21 protein-coding genes are annotated in these 20083 nt (G+C 36.7%); 11 read left to right on the top strand and 10 right to left on the bottom strand.

Annotated features, from left to right (window positions below; all coding sequences use genetic code 11):
* Positions 1-6: 6 nt before the first annotated feature.
* The 3 genes from F981_RS08735 to F981_RS08725 all read right to left on the bottom strand — a co-directional run bounded on the left by F981_RS08735 (position 7) and on the right by F981_RS08725 (position 2503).
* Positions 7-1224, bottom strand: coding sequence for an IscS subfamily cysteine desulfurase (locus F981_RS08735; protein WP_004720627.1), 1218 nt, complete (start codon positions 1222-1224; stop codon positions 7-9).
* 1 nt (position 1225) lies between these two features.
* Positions 1226-1699 (bottom strand): Rrf2 family transcriptional regulator, encoded by a 474-nt coding sequence (locus F981_RS08730; protein WP_004720625.1) that lies wholly within the window; start codon positions 1697-1699, stop codon positions 1226-1228.
* A 150-nt stretch (positions 1700-1849) separates the two neighbouring features.
* Complete coding sequence (locus F981_RS08725) at positions 1850-2503, bottom strand: hypothetical protein (protein ID WP_004720623.1); 654 nt, start codon at positions 2501-2503, stop codon at positions 1850-1852.
* Between the two features lie 268 nt (positions 2504-2771).
* Here F981_RS08725 and F981_RS08720 point away from each other — a divergent pair, with 268 nt between their 5' ends.
* From F981_RS08720 to F981_RS08710, 3 genes are all read left to right on the top strand, one after another.
* Positions 2772-3257 (top strand): phasin family protein, encoded by a 486-nt coding sequence (locus F981_RS08720; RefSeq protein ID WP_004720622.1) that lies wholly within the window; start codon positions 2772-2774, stop codon positions 3255-3257.
* 160 nt (positions 3258-3417) lie between these two features.
* A complete protein-coding gene (locus tag F981_RS08715; RefSeq protein WP_004720620.1) occupies positions 3418-3690 on the top strand; it encodes an HU family DNA-binding protein in 273 nt (90 codons plus the stop codon).
* Positions 3691-3819: 129 nt separating this feature from the next.
* Entirely contained in the window at positions 3820-5694 is a 1875-nt protein-coding gene (locus F981_RS08710; RefSeq protein WP_004720618.1) for a SurA N-terminal domain-containing protein, read from the top strand.
* A 117-nt stretch (positions 5695-5811) separates the two neighbouring features.
* Here the strand turns inward: F981_RS08710 and F981_RS08705 are convergent, their stop codons facing one another.
* Positions 5812-6732: an AraC family transcriptional regulator gene (locus F981_RS08705; protein ID WP_004720615.1), complete on the bottom strand. Its 921-nt coding sequence runs from the start codon at positions 6730-6732 to the stop codon at positions 5812-5814.
* 191 nt (positions 6733-6923) lie between these two features.
* On the opposite strand from F981_RS08705, the gene F981_RS08700 reads away from it, so the two are divergent.
* The 3 genes from F981_RS08700 to F981_RS08690 all read left to right on the top strand — a co-directional run bounded on the left by F981_RS08700 (position 6924) and on the right by F981_RS08690 (position 10589).
* Positions 6924-8141 carry an alkane 1-monooxygenase gene (locus F981_RS08700; RefSeq protein ID WP_004720613.1) on the top strand — a complete coding sequence of 406 codons (1218 nt, stop codon included), beginning with the start codon at positions 6924-6926 and terminating at the stop codon, positions 8139-8141.
* 250 nt (positions 8142-8391) lie between these two features.
* Positions 8392-8871, top strand: coding sequence for a winged helix-turn-helix transcriptional regulator (locus F981_RS08695; RefSeq protein WP_004720612.1), 480 nt, complete (start codon positions 8392-8394; stop codon positions 8869-8871).
* 419 nt (positions 8872-9290) lie between these two features.
* Entirely contained in the window at positions 9291-10589 is a 1299-nt protein-coding gene (locus F981_RS08690; protein ID WP_004720610.1) for a reprolysin-like metallopeptidase, read from the top strand.
* Between the two features lie 89 nt (positions 10590-10678).
* Here F981_RS08690 and F981_RS08685 read toward each other — a convergent pair whose 3' ends face one another.
* From F981_RS08685 to tusD, 4 genes are all read right to left on the bottom strand, one after another.
* A complete protein-coding gene (locus tag F981_RS08685) occupies positions 10679-10990 on the bottom strand; it encodes a TusE/DsrC/DsvC family sulfur relay protein (RefSeq protein WP_004720607.1) in 312 nt (103 codons plus the stop codon).
* 102 nt (positions 10991-11092) lie between these two features.
* On the bottom strand, positions 11093-11377 hold the full coding sequence (locus F981_RS08680) for a DsrH/TusB family sulfur metabolism protein (protein ID WP_004720604.1): 285 nt from the start codon (positions 11375-11377) through the stop codon (positions 11093-11095).
* A 20-nt stretch (positions 11378-11397) separates the two neighbouring features.
* Positions 11398-11748 carry a hypothetical protein gene (locus F981_RS08675; protein ID WP_004720602.1) on the bottom strand — a complete coding sequence of 117 codons (351 nt, stop codon included), beginning with the start codon at positions 11746-11748 and terminating at the stop codon, positions 11398-11400.
* Between the two features lie 43 nt (positions 11749-11791).
* Positions 11792-12160, bottom strand: a complete 369-nt coding sequence (gene tusD / locus F981_RS08670) for a sulfurtransferase complex subunit TusD (protein WP_004720599.1) — start codon at positions 12158-12160, stop codon at positions 11792-11794.
* A 69-nt stretch (positions 12161-12229) separates the two neighbouring features.
* Between tusD and F981_RS08665 the strand changes: the two genes are divergently transcribed.
* Both F981_RS08665 and fumC read left to right on the top strand, forming a co-directional pair.
* A complete protein-coding gene (locus F981_RS08665; protein WP_004720596.1) occupies positions 12230-13234 on the top strand; it encodes an SDR family NAD(P)-dependent oxidoreductase in 1005 nt (334 codons plus the stop codon).
* Between the two features lie 156 nt (positions 13235-13390).
* Positions 13391-14785 carry a class II fumarate hydratase gene (gene fumC / locus F981_RS08660; protein ID WP_004720595.1) on the top strand — a complete coding sequence of 465 codons (1395 nt, stop codon included), beginning with the start codon at positions 13391-13393 and terminating at the stop codon, positions 14783-14785.
* Between the two features lie 115 nt (positions 14786-14900).
* Here the strand turns inward: fumC and F981_RS08655 are convergent, their stop codons facing one another.
* Complete coding sequence (locus tag F981_RS08655) at positions 14901-15143, bottom strand: hypothetical protein (protein WP_004720592.1); 243 nt, start codon at positions 15141-15143, stop codon at positions 14901-14903.
* 338 nt (positions 15144-15481) lie between these two features.
* Here F981_RS08655 and lptA point away from each other — a divergent pair, with 338 nt between their 5' ends.
* Positions 15482-15997, top strand: a complete 516-nt coding sequence (gene lptA / locus F981_RS08650; protein ID WP_004720591.1) for a lipopolysaccharide transport periplasmic protein LptA — start codon at positions 15482-15484, stop codon at positions 15995-15997.
* A gap of 61 nt (positions 15998-16058) precedes the next feature.
* Here the strand turns inward: lptA and F981_RS08645 are convergent, their stop codons facing one another.
* Positions 16059-16982 (bottom strand): metal-dependent hydrolase, encoded by a 924-nt coding sequence (locus F981_RS08645; protein WP_004720588.1) that lies wholly within the window; start codon positions 16980-16982, stop codon positions 16059-16061.
* 565 nt (positions 16983-17547) lie between these two features.
* Here F981_RS08645 and cpaA point away from each other — a divergent pair.
* Positions 17548-19344, top strand: coding sequence for a metalloendopeptidase CpaA (cpaA, locus tag F981_RS08640; protein WP_004720587.1), 1797 nt, complete (start codon positions 17548-17550; stop codon positions 19342-19344).
* Complete coding sequence (cpaB, locus tag F981_RS08635) at positions 19344-20051, top strand: metalloprotease secretion chaperone CpaB (RefSeq protein ID WP_004720584.1); 708 nt, start codon at positions 19344-19346, stop codon at positions 20049-20051. The genes cpaA and cpaB overlap by 1 nt, the downstream gene beginning before the upstream one ends.
* Positions 20052-20083: the final 32 nt, after the last annotated feature.

The raw sequence follows: 20083 nt of genomic DNA, 5'->3' as shown, positions 1-20083 counted from the left end.
AGGAACTTAGTGTTCAGCCCATTCAACTGAATTTAAGTCGATCCCTTCTTTGTACATATCCCAAAGCGGAGAAAGCTCACGCAATTTCTCAACAGCAGCTTTAGTAATCTTAATTACATGATCAATATCTTCTTCAGTCGTATAGTGACCAAAGCTAAAACGAATTGAACTATGTGCTAACTCGTCAGAAAGACCGAGGGCACGAAGTACGTAAGAAGGTTCAAGTGTTGCAGATGTACATGCTGAACCAGAAGATACAGCAGCATCTTTTAACGCCATCATCAATGATTCACCTTCAACAAAGTTGAAGCTAACATTTAAGTAGTTTGCAACATTGTATACAGGGTGGCCATTTAAGAAGACTTGTTCTAAATCTTGTAAACCGTTCCAAAGTTTGTCACGGAGTACACGTAAACGTGTTTGTTCAGCTTGTAAAGATTTGCCAGCAAGTTCAAATGCTTCGCCCATACCGACGATTTGATGGGTTGCAAGTGTACCTGAGCGCATACCACGTTCATGGCCACCGCCATGAATTTGTGCTTTGATACGAACACGTGGGCTACGGCGTACAAATAAAGCACCAATGCCTTTAGGTCCATAAACCTTATGACCTGAGAAGCTCATCAAATCAACTTTCATGGTAGAAAGATCGATTTCAACTTTACCCGCAGCTTGTGCAGCATCTACATGGAAATAGGTTTTATTGGCACGTGTTAACTCACCAATTGCAGCAACATCTGTCACAGTACCAATTTCATTGTTCACCATCATCAATGAAACAAGTAAAGTGTCTGGACGAAGTTCAGCTTGAACCATTTCTGGGGTAATTAAACCAGTTTTAGGTTCAGGTTCAAGATAGGTAATCTCAAAACCTTCTTCTTCTAATTCACGACAAGTATCTAAAATTGCTTTATGTTCAATTTTACTTGTGATGATGTGTTTGCGTTTAGAACCGTAAAACTGAGCAACACCTTTAAGGGCAAGGTTATCAGATTCAGTAGCACCAGAAGTCCAGACAATTTCGCGTGGATCAGCTTTTACTAAATTTGCGACTTGTTCACGTGCATATTCAACTTTTTCTTCAGCTTGCCATCCATAAGCATGTGAGCGAGAAGCAGCATTACCGAATGTACCATCAAAGGTTAAACACTCCATCATGCGTTCTGCTACTTGAGGATCAACAGGCGTAGTTGCTGCATAGTCAAGATAAATCGGACGTTTCATGTCAAATACCTGTAACCGATAAAAGGGCTGAATCAAGAGGTGCTGAATTTTGGCGAACCGCAACGGTTTGTACGTTGTCACGAGCTACTAAATCCGCAAGGGTGATTTTAGCTAAATAATCGGCAATATGGAGAGAGAGTTCTTGCCATAAATCGTGAGTTAAACACATTGCACCATTTTGGCAGTTGCCTTTGTGGTCACAACGAGTCGCATCAACAGTTTCATTTACAGCTTCAATAATTTCTAAGACAGTAATTTCTTCAGCATGGCGCGCTAAGTGATAACCGCCATTTGCTCCACGAACACTTGAAACTAAGCCATGACGTTTAAGTTTAGCGAACAATTGTTCAAGATAAGCGACAGATATCGTTTGGCGGGTTGCAATTTCTGCAAGCGTAATCGTTTGTTCAGGTGGCTGCAATGCTAAGTCAAGTAGTGCAGTCACTGCATAGCGACCGCGAGTAGTTAGGCGCATGATTCGATACACATGTTTTAGACTAGATGTATGAATTTTATGAATCCTGACTAAAATAGTCAAGTATTTTTAAGTTTAATTCTGACTAATTTAGTCAGAATTTATTATTTGAACAAAAATTACAGGAAAAATTCAATTTTTGTTCAAGTTTTATGAAAATATTTGCCAAAGATTATACACGACTAATGCCATAAATAGAAAGCCCAATACGCCTAAAGCCGTATATAAACGTTGTTGATTGAGCTGCAAGCGTTTAACACGATTTTGATATTGTTTCACTTCAACTTGGAGTGTGTTGATCTTAGAGCGTTGCTGATCAATCTTTTCAAGCAAAGGGGCAATGCGTTTTTTTGATGCTTTAGTCTGGCTGTCATCATCTGGATTGGTTAACCATTGCTTCCAGTCTGAAAGCAATTTAGGTGCAGTTAAGTGTACAACCAGATCACGAAACTGTTCCTTGAGCAGGTTATCGCCCTCCAGACGCATTTTTTTCATGCTACGACGATTAGCAAAGACAAAAATTTGGATGAAATCGATGAGTGTGCTACTCACAGAAAGGTCAATGGCTTTTTCTGGAGGTTGCAAATCAAAAAGAATACCACGATCTGTAAATTGAACATAAAAGTCAAAATAAGGAATATAACTATTCATTTTAATTGTAATCTGCTGTCCGACGAATTTTTTTGCCTGTAAGCGAACAACACGATCATGTTTTAATACGAAAGAATAAATGGTTTCCAATATAATCATGACAATGTTTAGCAACAAACGAGAATGACCTTGCTTTTGTTGCGATTCATTCATAAAAAATTCCTATAGCAAAACAGAGAGTCCGATCTCTAAATAAATTTGAAACAATCTCATCCATGACTTGAAACACAATATTTCCACAATGATATAAAAATTATCTTAATAACCATTGTCGAATTGCCAAGTGTTCCTTAACATTAAAACAATTACTTTGCTTTGTAGAACAGTTTAGCAAAAGGTTCAATAGTTTTATTTGATAATATAGCAATATTTTCTACATAATTTGGTCATATAGGTCATTACACGCTGGAGTTTGGGGTAAATGGAGCAAGATATGAAAAAGAGCAACAAAGAACAAACGGATCTTTATGAAGATCAAAATGAGTTAGATGAATCTCAAATAAAGCCTAGAAATCATAAAAAGTCAGCATTAGATTTCAGAAAATATACAAAACAAATCTGGTTGGCAGGGTTGGGAGCGTTCTCCAGAGCCGAAGAAGAAGGCAATAAACTCTTTGATTCTTTAGTCAAGGTGGGTGAGGAGCTTGAATCCAAGACAGTTGAAGTCACAGATCAGACAGTCAATAAAGTCACTGAAAAAACCAAAGAGTCAGTTGCAGAAACCAAAGACAAGGTTGAAAAACTCTTAGACCAGCGTGTAAATCACTCATTAAACAGAATTGGTTTAGTGACAGCTAAAGATCTTCAGCATTTGGAAAACTTGATCCTGCAACTTCACAATAAGGTCGATGCGTTGGCTGAAGAGAACCAAAACTTACGCGACCAATTGCTAAAAAAAATGAAATAATTACCATTAATCCAAAAAAATCGTAAATTTTAGTCGTAATTTTTGTGAAAAGCGTGTTTGGAGTCTTGCGTTTCCCCCCAAAGCATTGCTATAAAGTCGTCATGGCCTTTGATCTACAGCCTTGGAACTTAAACAAACGATATAAGAGGACGTAATCTTCATGAATAAATCAGAATTAATCGATGCGATTGCAGAAAAAGGGGGATTGTCAAAGTCCGATGCTGGTAAAGCATTAGATGCGACTATTGCTTCAATTGGTGAAGCGCTTAAAAAAGGCGACACAGTGACTTTAGTCGGCTTTGGCACATTCAGTGTTAAAGACCGTGCTGCTCGTACTGGTCGTAACCCTAAAACTGGTGAAGAGCTTCAGATTAAAGCAAGCAAAGTACCTAGCTTTAAAGCTGGTAAAGGCTTAAAAGACTCAGTAGCTTAATCTGAGCTTGTTAAAAGCGCGCCTTTGTGGCGCGTTTTTTATGAAATATATTAAATTATCAGTGATTGCTCGTTCATTCATTTCACAATTTCAGTTAGAATCCTTACGAAATATAATATTGGAATACTCATGGAATCGTTTCGCACTCTCATAAGGGGCTGGTTTGGTAAAGTTCTCCTTGTGTTATTTTTAGCGCCATTTGCTGTGGTTGGTATTGAAGGCTATTTCAGCGGTGGGCAAAAAGCAGACGTAGCTAAAACTGTTAATGGTCAAGATATTTCTAAAAAAGAGTTAGAAGCGGTTACAAAAGGCTATACAGATCAATTATTGGCAAATCCTGCTATACATGGGGATGAGTCTTTATTGAACAAAGAATTTATTGCAAATAAAGCACTTGATTACCTAATTAGCCAAAGTCTTTTAAGACAACAAGCTGATAAGTTAGGTGTGACTTTGAGCGATGCTCAAATTGAACAGAAAATTGCACAAATTCCTGCTTTTCAGGAAAATGGTAAATTTTCAAATACACTATATGCAAACTATTTACGTTCACAGGGTTTAACTAGCCAAGCCTTTATCCAAAATATTCGCCAAGATTTTGCCTTAAGCATTTTGAGCTCTACAATTTCGGATAATGCACTGATCAGTAAATTGGATATCCAGCAAATTGCCAACTTGCAATCTGAACAACGTGAATTATTCTTATCAAGCGTTAAACTTGATGACTATAAAGCCAATGTTAAAGTGACCAATCAGGAAATTGCAGATTATTACAACAAGCATCAAAATAAGTTTAAACAAGTTGCTTCAGTGGATGTGGACTATGTGGTGCTCAGCCCAGCGACATTGACACAGCCAAATGCGGCAGTGACTGATGCTGAATTACAACAAGCTTATACTCAGTTTGTAGAAAAATATAAGCAAAGTTTGAAGCGTGATGTTAAACATATTCTGATCACGACTGATTCTCGTACGCCTGAGCAAGCTGCTACACTTGCAAATGAAGTGTATGCAAAAATTCATGCAGGTACGTCATTTGCTCAAGCTGCTGCTCAATATTCAGAAGACCCTGATTCTAAAGCGAAAGGTGGTGCACTTGCTGCCTATGCGCCAGGTGCCTTTGGTGATGATTTTGATAAAGCTGTGAACTCAACAAGCAATGGTCAAGTGTCTAAGCCTGTTAAAACTCAATTCGGTTATCATTTGATTGAAGTGAATACACCAGTAGATTCAGTGCCATCATTTGAGTCGAAAAAAGCTGAATTGACTGCTGAGGTTTTAAAGAATAAATCAGCCAACTATTTCTCAGACACTGTAAATAGTTTAAATGAGCAAGTGGTTAACAGTGATGCATTGGATGTGGTTTCACAAGCAGTGAAGACTGTTCAAGTTCAATCTGCAAATAATGTGAATTTAACGACAACCAATCCAGTTCTTGCTGATCCTGCTGTTAAATCTAAACTGTTTAATGAAGATGTGAAAAGCGGAAATACGACGGCTTCAAGTAATATCCAAACAGCCAATGGTGATGTTGTCTGGGTTAAAGTTCGTAAGTATCATCCAGCAGGTGTACAGCCTTTAGCGCAAGCAACTGCGCGTGTAAAAGCACAATTGATTGAACAAAAAGCGTTTGATGCTGCCCATGCAAAATTAAATGCCATGATTGCAGATTTCAAAAAATTGCCGGCTCAAGAGGTTACTGCGAAATATCAGTCTAATTTTGTCCATGCGGGAACATTCACACGTTCAAAAGGCCTTAAGCGTGAGATTGAGCGCGTTGCCTTTAGCCAGCCAGTACCTAAAGCAGGCATGTGGTCTGTCAGCACTGCCAAGCTGCCAAATGAGTTAGTTGTTGTGGCTGTAGCGAATGTGAAAAAAGTAGATACTGCTCAGATGGATCCTGCTGAAGTTCAGCAACTTACGCAAATGTATCAGAAGTTCCGTGGTGAACAATTATTAGATGATTATTCACGTTATTTAAAAGCACAAGCAAAAATTAAATAATTGATCTTCTCTGATTAAAAAAAGCGCCTCGGCGCTTTTTTTTATGTGAAATGAAATATAGTGTGAGTACAGGAGCTATATCACTAAGATATGATTAGCGGATGTCTCTAATCTTTTTTAGATCTGATTGCGATATTGGCTTGGGCTAAGTTCAAATTGTTTCTTAAATGCCTGGCTAAATGCGGTTTCAGATGAATATCCCACTTGGTGTGCAATCTGCTGAATAGGCAGTTGTCCTTGTTTGATCAGCTGGCTGGCAAGACGTAAGCGATGTTGTTGCAAGTAGGCTAAAGGTGTTTCCCCAATAATTTGATTAAATAAACTGGCAAATTTAGAACGCGACATACAACAGGTTTCTGCTAAGCTTTCTACGGTCCAGCTCTGTTCTGGACGGCTGTGAATGGCTGCAAGTGCATTTGAAAGTTCAGGGTGCACCAGGGCATTTAACCAGTTATTGTGATCTTGCATTTGCTCAATATAGTCACGTACACACTCAATCATCAAAATACTGACGACGTGGTCCATAATTTTATTTTTACCTGCCATGGTTCTACGCGTTTCAGCAGAAACAAAATATAATCCAATTTTAAGCCATTCAGGTGCCTCATCACTCAAGGCATTTTGAATATGTAAATATGGTGGGAGTGCATTGATCAATGGACGAGCCATGATTGCATTCATATGGCATCGTACAGAAAGGATAAGGGTCTTTTCTGAGCTTCCTTGACCAAATTCAATTGCGTCTTGTCTTAATCCATCAAACAGTGATTCTATATTGAGGCTTTCAACTAACTGCGTGTCTAAATGATTTTTTACAGTATGTGCTAATCCTGCTGGGATTAAAAACATATCGCCGGTTTGTAGTGCAACAGTCATTTTGGGTGAAAATTCTAAATAAGCATTTCCATACAGAACAATATGCGCGATCACGGCATCTTGTTTTGGGCTCTGAAATGACCAATCACCTTGAGCTTGAAGGTAAATATATTCTGAATGGTTGAGATGAATATCATCAAAAATTTTACTTAAAGCATCCATAGATTCAGTTCAAATTTCCTGTTCTCAAATAATAAAAATGTTTCATGCTATTAAAACATGTGCGCAAAGGACAAACTCTATGTTGAAGATGCCAAAGACTTTTTCATAGGTTTTATGGACGCTTACAACTGTCTTTAAGTTGAATTTTACATAAATATATAACTAAGTAGAAAGATAGGGAAGATATAGCCATGAATGCACCAGTTCAACTGACAGAGCAGCAATTGCAAGAATTAAAACCAAAGTCAGGTTTGGCACTTGATAAAAAGCGTTATCTTTGGATGATTAGCCCATCACTTCCAGTGATTGGCTTAGGAATTTTAGCGGGATATCATGTTGCACCTAAGCCACTGAAAAAAGTTTTTGCATTGGGTGGGCCACTGGTACTGCATGTGATTATTCCAGCCATTGATTCATTGATTGGTAAGGATAAAAACAATCCGACCAGTGAAGATGTAAAATTACTTGAGCAAGATCCGTATTATTCACGTTTGGTCAAATCCTTTATTCCGATTCAATATGTTGCCAATGTTTATGCTTGTTATTTGGTGGGACGTAAACAAACATCACTTTTAGATAAGATTTTGCTTGGTGTTTCAATGGGTGCAATTAATGGTATTGCCATTAACACAGCACATGAGTTAAGCCATAAGCATGACCTTATGGACCATATTTTATCGCATTTGGCATTGGTTCCATCAGGTTATAACCATTTCCGTATCGAACATCCTTATGGACACCATAAACGCGCTGCGACGCCTGAAGATCCAGCTTCATCGCAAATGGGTGAAACGCTTTATGAGTTTTTACCACGTACCGTCATTGGCTCATTTAAATCAGCGATTGAGATTGAAACCAACCGTCTTAAACGTAAGGGCCTTGGATTCTGGTCTAAAGATAATGAGTTATTGCAAGGCTGGACAATGACCGCAGCATTCCATTCGTCTATGGTCGGGTTATTTGGTAAAGGTATTTTGCCTTATTTGGCAACTCAATCAGCTTATAGTATTACGTTGTTTGAGATCATTAATTATATTGAGCATTATGGTTTGTTGCGCCAAAAAGATGAAAATGGCAAATATGAACGCACAATGCCTGAGCATAGTTGGAACAATAACAACATCGTAACTAATTTATTCTTATATCAGTTACAACGTCATTCAGATCATCATGCCTTTCCGACACGCCCATTCCAAGCGTTACGTCACTTTGATGAAGCACCTGAATTACCAAGCGGTTATGCAAGTATGCTGTTGCCAGCGATGATCCCATCGTGGTGGTTTAAAATTATGGATAAGCGTGTATTTGATCATTACAAGGGTGATTTAAATAAGGCCAGTATTTATCCTAAACGCCGAGCAAGTATTTTCAAAAAATTTGGTGTCGTGGACAAGTTGTTGAATAAGTAAGATTTCTTTTAAGATAAAAGCCCAGAATTGGGCTTTTATTGTTTTTGAGCATTAAAAAAATCCCAGCATTTTTTAATGTTGACTAACGCTACTTTTAGTTGTGAGTCATCCTTTTGTAAAGCATAAGCACTTGTCGCTCAATTTAAATGAATGTAAAAAAAATCCCTGAAATACTATCTTTCTTTTTCTGTTTATTTCATAGTATTCAGCAATGGTATTTTAAATTTACAAATGTAATTTGGAACTTCGTATGAAATGGGAAGAAATAGGCAATCAACCGTGTTCAATTGCGCGTACATTATCTGTATTGGGTGATCGATGGACCATGCTTATTTTACGTAATGCTTTTATGGGTTTACGTCGTTTTGATGATTTTCAAGAAAATTTAGGTGTGACAAGACATGTATTGTCTGAACGGCTAAAACGTTTGGTTGAGCATGAAATATTGGTTAAAGTGGCTTATGTCGATCGACAAGAGCGTTATGAATATCGCTTAACTGAAAAGGGTTTAGATCTATATCCTATTTTATTAACCATGGTGGCATGGGCGGATAAATGGATGGATGAGGGTTTGGGAGCGCCTATGGTGTATCAACATACCGTCTGTGGCCATGAGTTTACTCCGATATTGGTTTGCTCAGAATGTCAGCAGGCGGTGAATGCGAGACAGGTGAAGCCAATCGTTACCTCTGCTTTTTTCCAATACTTAGCGCAGAAAAAATTAGCTTGATTGCTATTTCCTAGATGATTTTCGATATTTATCATGAACTAATTTTAGATTAAGTTTTTGGTAAATATCATAAAAATATAAAGATATGTGTACTCATTATCTTTAGTGTTTGTGAAAATGTTTAGATGAAGCGTTGCAAGTAATTTGAACTTTTAATTACTGATATTGTTTTTGATTTTTGTTAACAAGATATAAAATATGTGATTGTTCAATTTAAAAAATATATAATTTAAATTAATAAGTAAAAGTATGAAAAACAGTAACTGTAATCCTAGTTTAGAAAATAAGGTTTATTGCTTGATAGCGAATTGAGCGATTTTTTAAACAGATAATTTTGATCAAGTCATTCACTTTTATATACTTATTTAACTGATGCAAAATTTTAATAATTTATAAAATATTTAATATGGAGTAATCGAATGGGAATTGGTTCAAGCCCAACAGTCGGAAGTACCTGTGATACGTGCCTACAGAAGTTTACGATTCATTTTCGAAGATGTGAAGATAACATATATGATGGAAGTTATGGTTTTGATTGGTACAGACCAGAATACTTTAAAAAATTAACCAACTATAGACCGAATGCAACAACAAAATTTGGAAACAAAGTTGCTTTAGTTAGTGGTTCGATACAATCATTAAAAGCGACATATACCCAAGACCAAATTACCAAAATTAGCCCATTTGGCACAGAATATATCCCTGCATGGTTAGCAATTTACCCAAGCTCACAAGAGGATAGCAATAGTTCTAATTCTGTCAATCAAGGGGTTAGGCTTAATTTAGAGTTGAGACTATTAGATTCAGAAAATAATTTTTCATTAAAAAATGATGGAACAAAGATTAAGTTTGAAGTTTCAAATCCGAATATTATTATTGAACCAGCAGAGTTCAGTGTCGAAGATTTTATTTACGCCAAAAAAATGACCCGAGATTTAGGCGAAGATACTAAAAGAGAAGAAGAGATTTATTATCTAGCTTCAGAAATAGTGAATATTAAGTGCACAAGTGCTTTGCAAAAACACGAAGAAATCATTGTAACAGCAATAAAAGGAGAGACCCAAGAGAAAGTTGGGAAGCTAATGCTTTATCATAATGCTGTGATTCCTACTATATCGGTTATCTTTGTAGACGTTATAACTGATGGAAAAAAACCAAGCCGTTCACATGATTATGAAAATTTTTTAAAGCATAATTCATTTAACCAAGCTTTAATTAATGTAGAAATAAAAAATGCCCCAACATTTGATTTAAACAAATATCGTAGCAAAGACGATGATGTTAATATATCTTTGAATAAATTAAATATAAATGACACGGGTTATTTTTTAAGTGACTTAACTAAGTTTTATAAAAAATATCAAGATAAAAACTTAGCGACTAAAAATTATGTTTTCGTAACAACTGTAGAGATAAAGAATGCAGTTGGTGCTGGTGGTGACAGCGTTACCTTATTTAACTGTCCTCAAAATATATTTAATCAAGTCGTGGTACATGAATTAGGGCATCGTTTTGGATTAGATCATTTGTTTGAATCACAGAAAATTACAGCCAAAGGATCGAGCTTTCAATTTATACAGGGTACTACAGCTAATTTTTTAGATTATGATCATTCGGATGGCGTAAATTTAAAAAATAAAACTGCAGTCAATCCAAATCAAACACTAAAATATTTTTTCAAATACCAATGGGATTTGCTCAGGAAGAAAGTGAAATAATTTATGCTATCGCCAATTTAGATATTTACTCGCTATATTGATTGGTTTGATCTGATATTGAATTAAACGAATCAATACTTAAGTATCGATCATAAACAATTTGCAGGTTTAGGGATACCCGCCAAACGGCTTAAATGGCGGGCAACCAGTCCAGTATTAAACTTATCTTGTAGAACAGCATTATCAATTGCCGGATTGATCGTTTTCATTAAAAATTTAATCAGTGGACGAGTCGCAGGAGAGTGGCCAAACTGGGTATAAAATTGACGTACTGCATGCAACACTTCAAAATGCCATGAGGTCAGTTGTAGATCTAAACTTTGTGCCAACTCTTGGGCAACCTGTTCATTCCAAATGGTGTAGTCTACTAAATGACCATCTTGGTCTAACTCAAAGCTCATAAAACAACCTAAACAAAAATAATCTAAACAATCTAACTTTTGATCGACAAAACATAAAAGATTGATTTTTAAAAAATCGAAGATAATTTACAACCTAGCTCACTATTTTAAACTGATACAACGGTTAAAGTCTAAAACCAACTGAGCAAATTGTGGGTAAGAAATTGACTTAAAATTTTCAGGAATTGATTCAGATAAAATCTCAGCATCATTTTCAAGAAGATAAAGATTCTGTTTGTTTGTTAAGCGTTGATCTGCTGCAAATAATATTGCATCACCCATTAAAACAACATGATCATGAGAACCATACAGTTGATCTAACTGATTCAATATATGGTCTGTATGTATAAAAGAAGATTGAATTAAATAAAGCGTTTTATCTGACATTTAAACTTTCCATCCACAGCTTACCAATACAACACATGATCAAAAGACTGAATAAATTCAGCATTCAGTTCTACAAATTCCAACTCTTGTTGTGATTGAGTAACAAAAGTCGAGGATTTATTCATATTTTCTACTAAAACTGGTGTTAAATCATAGAATTCAAAGCTATCGACCAGATTTGAAGCAAGCTTAAATACGTGATTTAATTGGCTAAAAGCCATTTCTGATTTAAGTAGGCTTAATCCAGCGTCTTTAAGTAACACTTTGACTTTACTGCCAAAAGTTGCAAGCACCATGGTTGCTGACAAACTTTCATGTACCTGCAATGTATTTAAATTTGCTTGGGTTATCACAATGAGCACAGTATTCACACAAATTACCTTTTAAATGCAACACGCTAATGGGATGATCAACTTAGAATTGAATGATACGATCTGTAGATTGAACAGCATCTGCAAGTTCGCCTAAACCCACAAGCTCAAAGCCTTTTGCAAGATTATCGGCTGGAATTTGGTGACGTTTGGCATTCTCTTGATCTGTTATCCCCCGCGCTAATGCAGCACTCACACAGACAGGAAGTCGAATTGAGAGTTTTTGCCATTCTACAGATAAATTACGTTGATCGTCAGGAACCCATTGCAAGTTGTTCGCAACTTGTACACCATCTTGATAAAAGAAAACACGAAATTCTTGATCTTCAGCTTGCAGTGCCTGCGCTAAACCCAATGCATGCCATGCATGGATTGAAGTCGGTGCTGCGGTGATTAGTAATAAAGTACTCATTTGATGGCGATTCACTTGGAGAATGGACAGTTTGCAACATTCAAACTTGATAATGATAGGTAGTATACAATGATTTTAGTGACTGGTGGTTTAGGCTTTATAGGCTCGCATGTGGTTTTAAGTTTGCTAGCTCAAGGGCAAGCGGTCGTCATTGTGGATAATCTAGCCAATGCCAATCTGCAATGCTTAGAGCGCTTAGAATTTATTACAGGAATGTATATTCCCTTTGTCAAAATTGATATTCGTAATACCCCCGCTTTAAATAAAGTATTTGAACAATATTCAATAGATACCGTTGTGCATTGTGCGGGTTTTAAGTCTATTGAAGAGTCAAACCTAAAACCACTTGAATATTATAATGACAATCTCAGTTGTATTATGAGTTTATTACGCGCGATGCAGCGTACTGGTGTCAGAAATTTGGTACATCTTTCTAGCCTTATGGTTTATGCGCAATCGAGTTTAGAACTGAATGAACAAACCGCATTTAATTATAGTTATCCCAATCCTTATATAAAATCTCAGCAAATGATTGAAGAAATCATTAAAGACACATTCAAAACTGATGAAGAATGGAAAATTGCCATTTTAAGGGTTTCAAATGTCGTCGGTGCATTTGAGCATGGCGTCTTGGGTGAGTTTGTTGCACCGCTACCTAAAAATGTTGTCCCTTTGGCTTTACAAGTTGCAGCTCAACAACGTGATCTAATTGAAGTACAACGTAATTCAGAGACTGCAGATAAAACAACTGAGCGTAGCTTTGTCCATGTTCTTGACGTGTGTGAAGCAATTAAATCAACTATTCTTTGGCTACATGAGCAGGGCAATGTTTATCAAAGTTTTGATATTGCAGGTCCTGTCAGTTCGATACAGAATTTGATCCACTTGATCGAAGAGGTTACAGCAAGTCAAATCCATCAAATTGATGCGGTGTATAAATTAGATGAACTGGATCAGGTCGCATCTACCAGCCAAAAAGCATTTGAGCTTTTAAAATGGAAAGCACAGCGCTCTCTTAAACAAATGATTGAAGATGAATGGCGTTTTTATCAAAATACCTTAAACAATCGATAAAAATCCAGAATAGATGATTTTTGTAAATAATTATCATTTACATGTTTGATTGATTTGTTTAGCATAATCGCTTCGCTGAAGCTGGTGTTTTTACGCAGATGTTGTCAAAACAAGCTTTAACTTGAAAATAAGATATGGATAAAGAAGAGGTTGAAAATGCAAACACGTATTGAACATGACACAATGGGCGATGTTGAAGTCCCAAGCGAAGCAATGTGGGGTGCACAAACTCAGCGAAGCGTAGAAAATTTTAAAATTGGTACAGAACATATGCCACGCCCGATGATTCGAGCGATGGGGCTGGTCAAAAAAGCAGCGGCAATAACCAATGCCAGCTTAAATCAAATTCCACATGATTTGTCACAGTATATTGTGGGTGCTGCCGATGAGGTAATTTCAGGCCAATGGGATTCACAATTTCCTTTGGTGGTTTGGCAAACAGGTTCAGGTACGCAAAGTAATATGAACTGTAATGAAGTCATTGCCAATATTGCCAATCAAAAACTAGGCAATCCATTAGGTTCACAAAAGCCTGTGCATCCGAATGATCATGTCAATCGTGCGCAATCTACCAATGATTCATTCCCAACAGCGATTCATGTGGCTGCTGCGGTACAAATCAATGAGTTGCTTATTCCAGCAGTAAAACGTTTACGAGACACTTTACATCGAAAATCTGAAGCGTTTGACGATATCGTTAAGATTGGCCGTACTCATTTACAGGATGCAACACCACTTACATTAGGACAGGAATTCAGTGGCTATGTTTCACAGCTGGATCATGGACTAAAACGTTTACAACAGGCTTTGGTGTGGCTCTATGAGTTACCACTTGGTGGTACAGCTGTTGGTACAGGTTTAAATGCGCATCCTGAATATGCAGACAAAGCAGCGGAAGAATTAGCCAAACTGACGGGTTTGCCATTTATCAGTAATCCAAATAAGTTTGAAGCACTTGCTGGTCGTGATGCTGCTGTATTTGCTTCTGGTTCATTGAAAACCTTAGCTGCAAGTTTAAATAAAATTGCCAATGATATACGTTGGTTAGCAAGTGGACCACGTTGTGGTTTGGGTGAGTTGCGTATTCCAGAGAATGAACCAGGTTCAAGCATCATGCCAGGTAAAGTCAACCCAACCCAATGTGAAGCAATGACCATGGTGGTTGCGCAAGTGATGGGGAATGACACCACGATTAATTTTGCAGGTGCAGCGGGGAATTTTGAACTGAATGTTTATATGCCTGTGATTGCATATAATCTTGTTCAGTCGATTCAATTGCTTGGCGATGCATGTAACAGCTTCGATGAACACTGTGCTGTAGGGATTGAACCAAATTGTGAAAAAATTGATTACTTCTTACATAATTCATTGATGTTGGTAACAGCACTGAATCCTGTGATTGGTTATGAAAATGCCGCTAAAGTTGCCAAAACGGCTTATAAAGAAGATAAGACTTTAAAAGAAGTTGCGATAGAACTTGGCTTTGTCACGGCTGAACAGTTTGATGAAGTGGTACAACCTGAAAAAATGGTACGTCCAAACGCGAAATAATCAAAAGCTGTAAGTGACAGTACTATTGATGATTTATTGAGAAAGCATCAGTCGTTTAAAAAAGCACCTTAAGGTGCTTTTTTATTTTGAATTTGGAGGAGTTATAGGACTCGCATTAACCATGTTTCTCGCGAGTTTCATGGCAGCTTTGAAATCCAGCCTCAATGAGTCGATTTCTGATTTCGTCAAGGCTGTGGGGTTTTTTGAAATGTCCGAGTTCGCCTTGTGTGAGATATTCGAGCGGGAATCCGAATTCATGTTGCCACCATTGTTCGAGTAAAGGATGCTTTCGTTTGATAAAATCTAAAGTCGTTTGTAATGGGACGAGATCAAGATTGTTGTATCCTGTCAGTGTCATAGCTAGTATAACCTTTCCGCCATTAGTTGTTTAACCTGATTGTGAAGACGTTTATTCTTTTAATCATCAGCACAGTTAATGTCATTAAAACAAATAAGCCAACATTAATTAGATTCATAATAGCTATATTTTAAGAGATAAGGCTGGACATTCTAGATTTAGGATGTGCGAGTTTGGTAAATAAATATCTTGATAGAGTGCTAAGGTTAAAACAATCCTTTAATAGTTTGAACGTTGTTTAGGGGGAATAAGGTGTCATGGCTTTGAATGGTGTCGAAAATATTGCCATTATGGTATTATCTGAAAATGATACTCATTATTATTAATAACCTTTCGATATGAAAAAAACTTTATTTATAATCCTCTTGTCTTTAATTCCTATTGCCTCTATAGCTCAATTTGATCCTGACTTTAGTAAACCTTTAGAGTTGTCTGGTGATTTTTTAAGTTTCAATTTAAACGCTAGAGAAGGCGTATATCAAGGAAACTTCATCGCTAAACAAGGGTCGATGAGTATTGAGGGAAATGAAATCGAGCTAAAACAAAAGAAGAACAAACAGCTTGATCGTATTATTGCTTTAGGTCATCCAGTAGAATTTAAAAAGAAAAATTATCAAACAGGTGAATTGATCAATGGTAGCGCTGAAAAGATTACATATGATGCAAATAGGCTTTTGGTTACATTAGAAGGTAATGCTGAGATTTCAAGTGATTCTGGAAAGAGTTTTAAGAGTGCTAAGATTACATATGGGCTGACCAGTGGAGAAATTAAGGCCGTTGGAAATGGCCAACGCAGAGTTCAAATCATCATCCCACCGAATAGTACAAAAGAAAGTATGCCACTCATAAAGTGATTACATGAGCCTTCTTTTATAGAAGGCTTTTTATAAACACAATTTATATTATGTCCTGACTCTAATTGAGCGCCGTTTTCTCAAAATACTGAACAGCAGGTGAACGTGACATATAAGCTAACGCCTGTTCTGTATCACCTTCATGAAGCGGATTAAACTTTGGAGAGGTCCAACGTAGAGTGGCTTTCCATAGATATTTAATGGTCGGTAGGTGATCTGTTTTAGTTGCAGTTTTTTCAAACTCTCGAATAAAAGCAAAGAACCCACGGCGCATTAATTTCTGGATTTGTTGATGCTCAGTATCTTGTTGACCAAGACTACGAGCAAAATCAACAAGGAAGTAAATAAAAAGCGGAAAAATTCCCATCATAATGATTTGTCTGGAAACATAAAAACCTAGCTTTTGTTGTAATAAATGCTCAAACAAATCATAAGCGACACAACGATGTTCAACTTCTTCAGCGAGATGCCAGCGGAATAAATCAGCCATGGCTGGATCTGCTTTATCCCAAGATTTGCTATCAAGCGTCCATTGCCCAATTGTACCTGTAAAGTGCTCAATTGCTGCAATGACACCTACACGAAAGATTAACCAATATTCATCAAATTTTTTCCCTTTTAAAAAAGGAATTCCTAATGGTTTGTCACCTAATAAAATGTTGAAAACAAGATGGGCACGATTTAATGGTTCTTGTATGTCATAGCCATTTTCTCTTAAAAAGTCTTGTACTTTTTCATGTGCGCGTGCATGTGCAGCTTCTTGACGGACAAAGCCAATAACTTCTTGTTTTAATTTTTCATCTGTAATATGTGGGAGGGTTTTATTAAATACCCGACAAAACCAAAACTCACCCGCAGGCAAAAGCATATTGATACCATTGGCAATATGTGAACATAGTGGATCATCTGGCATCCAACATACAGAAGACTCAGAAAAATCGAAATATACTTTTCTTGCTTTAATTTGATGACTTTCCGTGATCATTGTGGTTATCCAACATGAAACTGTTAAGCGATTAAAAGTTTTTACCATTTAGAATAATTAGCGACCATATCCTTTGAGGACACTTTTTTTGTGATTTTTACTCTTTTGAATAGAAAATATTGCTTTATAAATTTAACATTATTTATTTAAATTATTGATATTGTTATTTTTTAATTTACAAATCCAGAAAATAAAGATGTGAAAATCAATGTGGATGAAATGATATAGAAATAATTTTAATGGGTTGAATCATCTATAGAAATATCAAATTTATATATTGCAATACTGAGATTTAAACTCAGCGATTATTCAATAAAAAAGAAGGATAATTCACGAATTATTGATTCGTTTAGATTGATGATTTTACTAATTTTTATTTTATAAGCTCTGCATTGTTTTTGGGTTGTAACATTTTCTTTTATTTATATATCAGATATTTATAATTTAATGAAACCTAGGGTTGCTGTTGGTTTTATCGATTTTATTAACAATTTTTAATTTTATTTTTCAATAAAAATTAATTTATAGTGTCAGCTCAACTTTATAATATTGACTCAGGTATAACATGAATAAAAGAAAAGTTATTACAGTCTTCATTACAAGTGGCATGGTCACTTTTGCCATAGCCGCAACCACACTATCACCAAACCAGAATAACCAGAGTGGAATCATCCCAACAGGCTATGATGATCTGATATTTAGTGTATCCAATGGCAATTGGGTGAAGAATATTTCCTTACCGAATGTAGCAAAAGAAGGTGCCTTAATTACAATTCAATCAACTGCGGGTTATGACAGTGATATTGATTTAAGTAATGTAAATATTGAAAAAAAAGGCGTTCTCACACTAAAGTCTGGAAACAGTTATCGTTTTAAATTTAGTAATGGAAAATGGGAGTTTTATGCGCCTGAAACTGCCAATTTTACGCCTGAAAAAAATGGCAATACCATTCCAGTATTTCAACAATCACAGGCTCAATATGTTGTAAGTGATGCTGCTTGGACTGATACAATTCATTTACCGCAAACAGGTCAGAATGGCCAGATCCTTGTGGTTAAGTCTAATGCGCTTAAATCCTCAAAAATTAATTCACAAAATGCTTTATTTCCAAGTACATTGGTTGTCAATAAAAATGATGCATATATCTTTCAATATAATCAAGAACTGAGTAAATGGGTTCCACTGTCTCTTCCGACACGTATTATCAACGTGATCAATGGTAATACTGCGGCATTAAATACGGCTTTACAGAATTTAACTGCAGCTAAAACAGAAATTCGTTTTGCTGATGGGGCGTGGGTGTCTTCATTAAAATTACCGCAAACAGCAAACGACCGAGATCGTATCATTGTTAGCTCAACTGCGAGCTGGCAATCAGTGATTGAAAATAAAAATACCAATACCACCGCAACCCTAAAACTCAACAAGGGCAATCGTTACGAGTTCATTTATATTGCAGATAAATCGTATTGGGTTTTGGCTTCGTCTCCTAAAACTGTATTCACTGCAAACACCGCTGCACAAGGTTTTACATTTAAAACCCCTGTTGTTGAAATAACCGCTGATAATGCACAATGGGCACCTGTTGTAAACTTGCCAGCGGCTCAGTCGGGTGACAAGGTCATCTTATCTAATTCTGCGGATACAGCGTTTACAGTTTCAGGTAGCAACATTAGTGCAAGTTTGAAAAAAGGCGATAAAATCCGTTTGATATTCAACAATGGGGTTTGGAACACCGATAGCTATCAGATTGATCTATTGCTTGTGAATAGCCCGGTAGTCAATGACAAACTCGGTTCAACTGCTGCAAAAATTCAAGCCCGTGAAGCACTTAGATTAACCAATGAAGCGCTTGAAAACTCGCAAGCAAAAGCCTACTACAAAGAAGTCGGATACTTGGATTATCGAATCCCTGGAACGACACTCGGTGATGCGATTAATTTAGGACGTTCAGATGCCACTGTACAAGCGGAAAGAATCAGAACAGGTGCTGATGCGATATATACCATTACAGATCATTCTGGTTGCGGTCTCGCCTATGTAAATAGCACGCCTAGCAAGTACAACATGATCGGATCACATAACTATGGTTGTGGTATCACTGCAATGCGACATGAGTTAGGGCATAACATGGGGCTAGGACATAGTTTTGATCGAACCACAGGTTATAACTGGGGATTTGGTCATCCTTTAGGCAGTACCATTATGGGAGGAAATCAAATTGGCTTATATTCGAGCCCAGATATCTATAGCCCCGAATATGGTGTGCGTTTAGGTGAAACTGACAAATTTGATGGTTTAAGAAAAATTAATGAAAATGTTGAAGCCATTTCAAAATTTTTAGTGGCGGTTAATCCATAATGAATAAACGGATATATCTCATTATTTCCGTTGTTTTAACTGTTTTGGTGGTTTCTTTGTTGGCTTGGTTCATCTCAGGTCAACAGGAGACAGCTGATACAGCTAAAACGATTGTGTCTAAACAAAATGAACAAATCGATCAAGTGAATTCACCGAAGCTAAATGCAAATCTAACCGAAACACAAGTATTGCAACGTATAAAAGACAGCCATGCTCGCCGTAAACTTGTAACGCTGGATGAGGACAAATTACGTGCAGGGATTTTCAATCAACAGATGTTCAATTTGAGTACTGTCGATACGGTGTCTATGCATAATCCCGTTCCTTTGACAGATACACAAAAAAAAGATGGGCGAATATTTCTGAGGAATGATCTATATACCTTAGAGGCGAAGAATGTCGGCGATCAAATCGTGTTTAATGTGCCAGGCTATGGTTTAAACAGACAGGCTGTTATAGAACGTATAGAAGTAGATCCAGGTGAAGATATTGTTAGTTGGTCAGGCTCTCTAGAAGGAGGAGATCAAAATAATGAGAAGTTTCATATTACTCAAACCATTAAAGACAATTTTACCATGGGCACGATTACAGCAGATGGTAAAACCTATACCATTTTGATGAAAAATGGCTATGGATGGGTCAATGACGTTGCCAATGAATCTGCCGCACTTGAGGTAGCGGAAAAGGAGACGGATCATATACATTAATTTTTTAATCTAAAGACATGATTTATTCTCTA

It is taken from the genome of Acinetobacter guillouiae CIP 63.46 (assembly GCF_000368145.1).
Classification (GTDB): Bacteria; Pseudomonadota; Gammaproteobacteria; order Pseudomonadales; family Moraxellaceae; genus Acinetobacter; species Acinetobacter guillouiae.
This window is presented reverse-complemented; position numbering and strand designations above follow the sequence as displayed.

What these genes read in the sequence shown, in the direction of transcription:
- F981_RS08735 (WP_004720627.1), bottom strand. Translation starts at nt 1,224, where the DNA reads ATGAAACGTCCGATTTATCTTGACTATGCAGCAACTACGCCTGTTGAT.
- F981_RS08730 (WP_004720625.1), bottom strand. Translation starts at nt 1,699, where the DNA reads ATGCGCCTAACTACTCGCGGTCGCTATGCAGTGACTGCACTACTTGAC.
- F981_RS08725 (WP_004720623.1), bottom strand. Translation starts at nt 2,503, where the DNA reads ATGAATGAATCGCAACAAAAGCAAGGTCATTCTCGTTTGTTGCTAAAC.
- F981_RS08720 (WP_004720622.1), top strand. Translation starts at nt 2,772, where the DNA reads ATGGAGCAAGATATGAAAAAGAGCAACAAAGAACAAACGGATCTTTAT.
- F981_RS08715 (WP_004720620.1), top strand. Translation starts at nt 3,418, where the DNA reads ATGAATAAATCAGAATTAATCGATGCGATTGCAGAAAAAGGGGGATTG.
- F981_RS08710 (WP_004720618.1), top strand. Translation starts at nt 3,820, where the DNA reads ATGGAATCGTTTCGCACTCTCATAAGGGGCTGGTTTGGTAAAGTTCTC.
- F981_RS08705 (WP_004720615.1), bottom strand. Translation starts at nt 6,732, where the DNA reads ATGGATGCTTTAAGTAAAATTTTTGATGATATTCATCTCAACCATTCA.
- F981_RS08700 (WP_004720613.1), top strand. Translation starts at nt 6,924, where the DNA reads ATGAATGCACCAGTTCAACTGACAGAGCAGCAATTGCAAGAATTAAAA.
- F981_RS08695 (WP_004720612.1), top strand. Translation starts at nt 8,392, where the DNA reads ATGAAATGGGAAGAAATAGGCAATCAACCGTGTTCAATTGCGCGTACA.
- F981_RS08690 (WP_004720610.1), top strand. Translation starts at nt 9,291, where the DNA reads ATGGGAATTGGTTCAAGCCCAACAGTCGGAAGTACCTGTGATACGTGC.
- F981_RS08685 (WP_004720607.1), bottom strand. Translation starts at nt 10,990, where the DNA reads ATGAGCTTTGAGTTAGACCAAGATGGTCATTTAGTAGACTACACCATT.
- F981_RS08680 (WP_004720604.1), bottom strand. Translation starts at nt 11,377, where the DNA reads ATGTCAGATAAAACGCTTTATTTAATTCAATCTTCTTTTATACATACA.
- tusD (WP_004720599.1), bottom strand. Translation starts at nt 12,160, where the DNA reads ATGAGTACTTTATTACTAATCACCGCAGCACCGACTTCAATCCATGCA.
- F981_RS08665 (WP_004720596.1), top strand. Translation starts at nt 12,230, where the DNA reads ATGATTTTAGTGACTGGTGGTTTAGGCTTTATAGGCTCGCATGTGGTT.
- fumC (WP_004720595.1), top strand. Translation starts at nt 13,391, where the DNA reads ATGCAAACACGTATTGAACATGACACAATGGGCGATGTTGAAGTCCCA.
- F981_RS08655 (WP_004720592.1), bottom strand. Translation starts at nt 15,143, where the DNA reads ATGACACTGACAGGATACAACAATCTTGATCTCGTCCCATTACAAACG.
- lptA (WP_004720591.1), top strand. Translation starts at nt 15,482, where the DNA reads ATGAAAAAAACTTTATTTATAATCCTCTTGTCTTTAATTCCTATTGCC.
- F981_RS08645 (WP_004720588.1), bottom strand. Translation starts at nt 16,982, where the DNA reads ATGATCACGGAAAGTCATCAAATTAAAGCAAGAAAAGTATATTTCGAT.
- cpaA (WP_004720587.1), top strand. Translation starts at nt 17,548, where the DNA reads ATGAATAAAAGAAAAGTTATTACAGTCTTCATTACAAGTGGCATGGTC.
- cpaB (WP_004720584.1), top strand. Translation starts at nt 19,344, where the DNA reads ATGAATAAACGGATATATCTCATTATTTCCGTTGTTTTAACTGTTTTG.